The following is a 6,775-nucleotide window of genomic DNA, read 5'->3' as shown; positions in this document are numbered from 1 at the left end:
CATCCAGAAGCTGCTGGTGTCGAAGGCGATGGATATCTTCTACGACGTCCGCGACGTGCCCGGCCTCAAGAAGAAGCCCTCGACCAGCGAATTGCTCGACTGGCTCAAGCTGCTGCTCCACGAGGACATGCCGCTCGACGTCCTCCAGAACCGCGATCCGACCAAGGCGATCCCGCCGCTCCATGGCGCGCTTTTGAAAAACGAGCAGGACGTGATGCTGTTCGAGCGGCTGGCGTTCATGGCCAAGCGCCAGCAGGGCGGCCCGCGCTGAGCAGGCGCAGCACATTTTGGGTCTGACATGCAGATTCAAACCATCGATAAGCGACGACAGCTAACCATGCAGCTGTCGGAAATTTTTTTAGGCCCCACCACATCTTTCGAAGTTTGGGGCGCCTATTTCCAGGATAAAAAATTCGACGACGAACCGGAGCTAAGAAATAAGCTGTTCGTGGTTTGGTTCGGCTGCTTGATTGATACAGTGGAAGCTGGACAGCGATTTCTTCCACAAATCATATCTGAGGCAAACCAGCATAACTTCTCTGCCATCGCATTCAATGCCAAAGAACTTATCAAGTTCTCTGTTATAACTGCGCGATTTATGAAAAAGTTTTCTCGTGAGGATCAGATATTCCTTGCCAATCTTCGCAATCAATATGTCCACGGATATTACTCCAACAGACACAGAGATTCGGTGTCGATAAAATGGTGCGATGGAGATAAGGTAGTTACTGAAAAAATCCAGCTCACTCCATTTCACAATCTAATTACATCTTTTTACGGTCCACTGGGAACAATACCTTTGGATGATATCCTTGGCCCATTCCGGGAGAGAGCGATGTCTGAATCAGATCCTTATTGGACGGCGATTCAAATTTTCCTGCAAAATAAACATCAATTTGTTCAGGATATCCGCACGGAACGGCTATTCGAAATCCTGATTTAATCTGGCTCTGCTCTATATTCACATTCGTAAACCGGCATGAATGAAGCCAATTCACAGAAAGGCGCTACCCGCTTCGCCCGCGTCCGCGCCCGGCTCGAGGCGGCGCAGCCGACCAGCGGGTGGAAGTCGTGGGCCTACGAATTCCTGCTGTTCGGGTTCAAGCAGGGCTGGGCCTGCCTGTTCGGCGCGTTGATGCTGGCGTTGCTGCTCGGGACGCATTTCCTCTATCCCGACCATGCCTGGCTCGCGCGCAACGACTTCCTGACCATCGCCGCGGTCGCGATCCAGATCGGCATGCTCGCCTTCAGGCTGGAGAATGTGGAGGAAGCGAAAGTCATCCTGGCCTTTCACGTCACCGGCACGATCATGGAGCAGTTCAAGACCCGCGCGGGTTCATGGAATTACGACACGGGCGGTGTGCTCCATATCGGGTTGGTGCCACTCTATTCTGGCTTCATGTACGCGGCGGTCGGTAGCTACATCGCGCGCATCTGGCGGATCTTCGGCATCCACATGACGCATTGGCCGCCGCGCTGGCAGCTGATCGCACTGGCCGCGGCGATCTACGTCAATTTCTTCGCGCACCATTGGCTGCCCGACATCCGCTGGCTGCTGTTCGCGGTGATCGTATTGATGTTCCGGCGCTCGCGTTTCTATTTCACGCCGTTCCGCCGCGAGCGCTGGATGCCGATCCTGCTCGGCTTCTTCCTGGTCGCGTTGTTCATCTGGTTCGCCGAGAATATCGGGACCTTCGCGCATGCCTGGTCCTATCCCAACCAGCGTCACGGCTGGGCGATGGTCAGCCCGGCCAAGCTCGGCTCCTGGTACCTGCTGATGATCATCTCGGTGGTGATGGTGTCGCTGATCCACGGCGAGGACGGCAAAACGAATTTACGGTCACCGCCGGGTTAACCCCGTCCGCCAACCATCCGGTCAGCGCGCTCCTCTTATTGGGGTCGCGCATGAGGAGATATCCCCCCCATCTCCGCGTGCTGGCGGCCGCTTTTGCCCTTGTGGCGATGGCGGCCGCCCCAGCGCGCGCCGGATCGCTGCTCGACTATGTCGGGCAGTGCGTGCCGTTTGCACGAGCGGCGTCCGGCATCCAGATCTATGGCGATGCCTGGACCTGGTGGGATCAAGCCGAGGGCCGGTATCGCCGCGGTCAGACCCCGCGCGCTGGAGCGGTCGCTGTCTTCCGCAAGACCGCACGCCTGCCGCTCGGCCATGTCGCGGTGATCAGCCGCGTGGTCGACAGCCGGGTGGTGATGGTCACGCACGCCAATTGGTCGCGCCTGAACGGCGAACGCGGCCATGCCGAGCAGGACGTGACGCTGACCGACGTCAGCCCCGACAACGACTGGAGCGAAGTCCGCGTCTGGTATCGTGATGCCGACGGGCTCGGCTCGACGACCTTCCCGATCTACGGCTTCATCTATCCGGTCGAGACCGACGGCCAAAAGGCGAAAGCGGCGCGCGAATTGACCAGCAAGGATCCCGACTATGTCGGCGCGCTGATCGACGCCTATTCGCGCTGATCGATCGGCGTCCGAACTTCCCCGCCCTTGCGCTGATCGGGCCCCGCCCCTAGCCTTCCTTGATGTTCTTCAACTTCCTCGACGAGCTCCGTGCCGCCGGCATTCCGGCGAGCATGAAGGAACACCTTCTTCTGCTCGAGGCGCTCGACAAGGAAGTGATCGGACGCACGCCGGAGGAATTCTATTTCCTGTCGCGCGCCGTCTACGTGAAGGACGAAGGGCTGCTCGACCGCTTCGACCAGGTCTTCGCCAAGGTCTTCAAGGGCATCGCCACGAGCTATGGCACCCAGCCAGCCGACATCCCAGCCGACTGGCTGAAGGCGATCGCCGAGAAGTATCTCAGCCCGGAGGAAATGGAGCAGATCAAGTCGCTCGGTTCCTGGGACGAGATTATAGAGACGCTCAAGAAGCGTCTGGAAGAACAGGAAAAACGCCACCAGGGCAGCAACAAGTGGATCGGCACCGGCGGCACCAGCCCGTACGGCAATTCGGGCTACAATCCCGAAGGTGTGCGGATCGGCGGCGAGTCCAAGCACGGCCGCGCGCTCAAGGTATGGGACCAGCGCGAATTCAAGAATCTCGACAGCACGCGCGAGCTGGGCACGCGCAACATCAAGGTCGCGCTTCGCCGCCTGCGCCGCTTCGCGCGCGAGGGATCGGCCGATGAGCTCGACCTCGACGCGACGATCGAAGGCACCGCGCGCCAGGGCTGGCTCGACATCCATATGCGGCCCGAGCGGCACAATGCGGTCAAATTGCTGCTGTTCCTCGACGTCGGCGGCTCGATGGACCCCTGGGTCAAGCTCTGCGAGGAATTGTTCTCGGCGGCGACGTCCGAGTTCAAGAACATGGAATTCTTCTACTTCCACAATTGCCCCTATGAAGGCGTGTGGAAGGACAATCGCCGCCGCTTCACCGAGCGCACGCCGACCTGGGACGTGCTCCACAAATACGGCCATGACTACAAGCTGGTGATCGTCGGCGACGGATCGATGAGCCCATACGAGATCACCCATCCGGGCGGCTCGGTCGAGCATTTCAACGAGGAATCGGGCGCGGTGTGGATGCATCGGCTGACCACCACCTACCCCGCCGCGGTCTGGCTCAACCCGATCAAGGAAGAGCAATGGGGTTATTCGCAGTCGATCAAGATCGTCCGCGAGCTGATGAACGACCGGATGTATCCGCTGACGCTGGCGGGGCTGGATGACGCTATGCGCGAACTGACGCGGAAACGGTGAAAGGAGCGACGATTCCCGTCTTCGTCGGCCTGCTCCTGGCAGGATGCGGTCATTCCGGTACGCCGGCGGCGGCTTACAGCCATGCCGGCGATCGTTGGAAAGCGGTCACGTTCGGCCTGTTCGGGAACCCCTGCACGCGACCGTCCAAGGACCTGCCGAATGCCGAGGAATCCGTTCCGTCACGCGATTGCTACCGCTTCGACCCGCCAGCGCGGATGAGCGGTATTTGGATAAACGGCTTCGAAAGCTCCGATTTCCTGCCCGACGGCTCCACCTTGTCCGACTCGCGGACATATCCTTCCGGAATATCGCTGGAGGAGGACAAGTGGGGCGGCACCTTGCTCAAGCGTCGCGAGGACAATTTCGGCAAGGCCTATGCCATTACCTTCATCGGTAGCATGTCGAGCTATTCGGGGCATTTTGGCCATTTGGGCGGCTCCGCCCGGCTCGTGCTGGTCGACCGCCTCATCTCGATCAGGGAAGTGCCGAAGCCCAAGTTCGGCGAGATTATAAGAACCGCCGCACCGACCAACGCGTCAAAATGAGAGCGGCAGAGGGGAAGCGGATTAGCACGCCTCTAGTTGCGTGAGTTTTTCCTGAAACTTCTCGGCCAGTTCGAGCCGGCGCGCGCGTGCTTCGGCGGTCACCGCGTTCTTCGCGGCGATCCTCTCCTGCGCGACGCGGCGCGCGTAATAACGAATATCCGATTCCATGATGCGATCCCGATCCCCGCGATTCGGTTATCCACAGACCATGTCACGCTGATGACGCTATGCACCTGTTTTGGGACCAACAGGCGGCGACTCGCGATAGAATGCGGTTTTCGCGTCGTTTTCGGTCTATTTTCCCTTGGAGATGCGGCGCGCGATGTCATTTTTCTCGTTGACCGCCGCCGCGGTGCCGTTGCCGCGATATAGCGCACGGAGATAGGCGGCATCGGCAGCGGTAAGCTCGCGCGCCCGCGACGGCGACGCCGGATCGAGCACGGTCAGGATGGTCGAGAGCGCCGCGCCGTCGTCAGCGGGCGGCCGCGTCCGGGCCAGTCCGCGCATCGCCGCGTAATCGGCGATCTGTCGCAAGGTCAGCCCGATCGTCGGCGCCTTGTCGATCATGACGAACGACGCCTCCATGTCCTGGCGCGTCGGTTGGCGCAGGATCGAGGCGGTCATCACGCGCAGCACGGGCTTCCCCGCCAGCGCGTCGCTGCTGGCCGATTCGGGCGAATTGCGCATCCGCTGGCCATCCTCGTTGCGCAGCGACGTCACGCTCCAGGCGCGCGCCGGGCCCGGTGCGGTCAGCGCGTTGATGTCGCCGGGCGACAGGCCCGCGAGCCAGCCGGGATAATGGACGCGGATGTCCTTCATCAGCGCGGCACCGTCCTCGGCGATCACCACGATGAGGTTGGCGTCGCAACGAACCTTCTTCGCCACTTCTATCCCGGCGGCGGCGGCATCCTCGGCGATCCTCTTCTCGATGATCGTCGAATAAGGTCGGGGAATCCCGATCACCACCGGGCAGACCGGCTGATGAAAGCGCGCCAATTGCGTCTCGCTGCGTATCGCGATCGAGGCGACATAGGTTTCGGCCGCCTTGCGGTCGGCTTCCTTGTTGCCGGTGACGACGATGTCGTCGGCGTTGGGAACGCTTTGGGCGCACGCCGGCACCGCCGTCGCAAGCGCGATCAGGGCGATGAGAAACGCGCGGACGATCATCCCGGCTCAATACAGCAAATGCGGACGACGCGCTTCGATCCAGGCGGCTTCGTCGGGCACAGCGACCGTGTCGAGGTCTCCGGGCAGCGACGCCGCATCGTCGACCCATTCGCGCAGGCCCGGGCCGCCGTTGATCACGTCGATCGCCAGTTTGTCGAAGACATATTCGTAGGGGAAATCGCGCCACAGGTCGTATTCGCCGTAGAGTGAGCGGATCGCCTTGAAGGCCAGCGCCTGCAATCGCCACGGCCGGAATGCCTGGTGATCGTAGCCCGCACCCTCGGCATGGATGAACACCCCGCTGCACAATTGCCCGACATGCTTGTGAAAGGTCGGCTGGAACCAGATATCGCGCAACGTACAGCCGTCGAGCCACTGCGGCGCGACCCGGCGCATCTCGGCGATCACCGCGCGCGCGTCGATATCGGGCGCGCCGAACAATTCGAGCGGGCGCGTCGTCCCCCGCCCCTCGCTTAGATTGGTCCCTTCGAGCATCACGGTGCCGGCATAAGCGCGGGCCATGTTGACGTTGGCGGCATTGGGACTGGGATTGATCCACGGGCATTCGGGCGGCCAGCCGAAGCCCGGCGCGGCGTCGGGTTGCCAGTCGTGCATCTCGATCACGCGATACTCGACGTCGAGCTTGAAGTGATCGATGAACCATCGGCCCATCTCGCCCAGGGTCAGGCCATGGCGCATCGGCATCGGCCCAGCGCCGACGAAGCTTTCCCAACCGGGCAGCAGCGTCAGCCCTTCCGCCGGGCGGCCGGCGGGATTGGGGCGATCGAGCACCCAGACCGCCTTGCCGTGCGCCGCCGCCGCCTCGAGCACGTAGAGAAGCGTGGTGACGAAAGTGTAGATGCGGCAGCCGACGTCCTGCAGGTCGATCAGGATGGTGTCGAAGGTGCCCATCGACTGCCCGGTCGGCCGCCGTACTTCGCCGTACAGGCTGAACACCGGCATGCCGTAGGTCGGATCGGTATAATCTGGCGACTCCATCATATTGTCCTGGAGGTCGCCGCGAACGCCATGCTGCGGCCCGAACACCGCCGAGACGTTGAGCCCCGCCGCGACCAGGGCGTCGAGCGAATGCGTCAGGCCCGCCGTCACCGAGGCGGGATGCGCGAGCAGCGCGACGCGCCTGCCCTCGAGCGGTTTCCTGAGCTCTGGTTCGGCGAGCAGCCGGTCGATACCGAATTTCATGCGCGTTCAGGTGCCGGGAGCGACGCGACAAAGCAATCCGCGTTGTGGAAATCGGGCGCCTCGCCGTGATGATCGAGCGCCCAGAAACTCTTCGATCCGTCGATCGCTTCGACCACGACGGTCAACCCGAGCCGCCAGTCG

At 61.8% G+C, this 6,775-nt stretch carries 8 protein-coding genes and 1 pseudogene; 6 read left to right on the top strand and 3 right to left on the bottom strand.

What is annotated here, in order from left to right; genetic code table 11:
* The 6 genes and pseudogenes from ACTHJR_RS06960 to ACTHJR_RS06935 form a co-directional block, all read left to right on the top strand.
* A pseudogene (locus ACTHJR_RS06960) lies at window positions 1-271 on the top strand (AAA family ATPase); the annotation flags it as partial.
* A 27-nt stretch (window positions 272-298) separates the two neighbouring features.
* Window positions 299-943: a hypothetical protein gene (locus ACTHJR_RS06955; protein ID WP_440522401.1), complete on the top strand. Its 645-nt coding sequence runs from the start codon at window positions 299-301 to the stop codon at window positions 941-943.
* Window positions 944-979: 36 nt separating this feature from the next.
* Complete coding sequence (locus tag ACTHJR_RS06950; protein WP_440522400.1) at window positions 980-1,855, top strand: DUF817 domain-containing protein; 876 nt, start codon at window positions 980-982, stop codon at window positions 1,853-1,855.
* A gap of 107 nt (window positions 1,856-1,962) precedes the next feature.
* A complete protein-coding gene (locus tag ACTHJR_RS06945) occupies window positions 1,963-2,478 on the top strand; it encodes a CHAP domain-containing protein (protein WP_440522399.1) in 516 nt (171 codons plus the stop codon).
* A 62-nt stretch (window positions 2,479-2,540) separates the two neighbouring features.
* Entirely contained in the window at window positions 2,541-3,719 is a 1,179-nt protein-coding gene (locus ACTHJR_RS06940) for a vWA domain-containing protein (protein ID WP_440522398.1), read from the top strand.
* The gene (locus tag ACTHJR_RS06935; protein ID WP_440522397.1) at window positions 3,716-4,264 is read left to right on the top strand and encodes a hypothetical protein; all 549 of its coding nucleotides are present in this window, start codon (window positions 3,716-3,718) and stop codon (window positions 4,262-4,264) included. Before ACTHJR_RS06940 ends, ACTHJR_RS06935 begins: the two co-directional genes overlap by 4 nt.
* Window positions 4,265-4,285: 21 nt before the next feature.
* Here the strand turns inward: ACTHJR_RS06935 and ACTHJR_RS06930 are convergent, their stop codons facing one another.
* From ACTHJR_RS06930 to ACTHJR_RS06920, 3 genes are all read right to left on the bottom strand, one after another.
* On the bottom strand, window positions 4,286-4,432 hold the full coding sequence (locus ACTHJR_RS06930; RefSeq protein ID WP_440522396.1) for a hypothetical protein: 147 nt from the start codon (window positions 4,430-4,432) through the stop codon (window positions 4,286-4,288).
* Window positions 4,433-4,558: 126 nt separating this feature from the next.
* Window positions 4,559-5,431, bottom strand: coding sequence for a hypothetical protein (locus tag ACTHJR_RS06925; protein ID WP_440522395.1), 873 nt, complete (start codon window positions 5,429-5,431; stop codon window positions 4,559-4,561).
* Between the two features lie 6 nt (window positions 5,432-5,437).
* Window positions 5,438-6,634 carry an exo-beta-N-acetylmuramidase NamZ family protein gene (locus ACTHJR_RS06920; RefSeq protein WP_440522394.1) on the bottom strand — a complete coding sequence of 399 codons (1,197 nt, stop codon included), beginning with the start codon at window positions 6,632-6,634 and terminating at the stop codon, window positions 5,438-5,440.
* Window positions 6,635-6,775: the final 141 nt, after the last annotated feature.

Origin of the sequence: Sphingomonas sp., from assembly GCF_051962185.1 — a bacterium.
Lineage (GTDB): Bacteria > Pseudomonadota > Alphaproteobacteria > Sphingomonadales > Sphingomonadaceae > Sphingomonas.
This window is presented reverse-complemented; position numbering and strand designations above follow the sequence as displayed.

Coding starts and splice junctions, on each gene's coding strand:
- ACTHJR_RS06955 (WP_440522401.1), top strand. CDS start 299: ATGCAGATTCAAACCATCGATAAGCGACGACAGCTAACCATGCAGCTG.
- ACTHJR_RS06950 (WP_440522400.1), top strand. CDS start 980: ATGAATGAAGCCAATTCACAGAAAGGCGCTACCCGCTTCGCCCGCGTC.
- ACTHJR_RS06945 (WP_440522399.1), top strand. CDS start 1,963: ATGGCGGCCGCCCCAGCGCGCGCCGGATCGCTGCTCGACTATGTCGGG.
- ACTHJR_RS06940 (WP_440522398.1), top strand. CDS start 2,541: ATGTTCTTCAACTTCCTCGACGAGCTCCGTGCCGCCGGCATTCCGGCG.
- ACTHJR_RS06930 (WP_440522396.1), bottom strand. CDS start 4,432: ATGGAATCGGATATTCGTTATTACGCGCGCCGCGTCGCGCAGGAGAGG.
- ACTHJR_RS06925 (WP_440522395.1), bottom strand. CDS start 5,431: ATGATCGTCCGCGCGTTTCTCATCGCCCTGATCGCGCTTGCGACGGCG.
- ACTHJR_RS06920 (WP_440522394.1), bottom strand. CDS start 6,634: ATGAAATTCGGTATCGACCGGCTGCTCGCCGAACCAGAGCTCAGGAAA.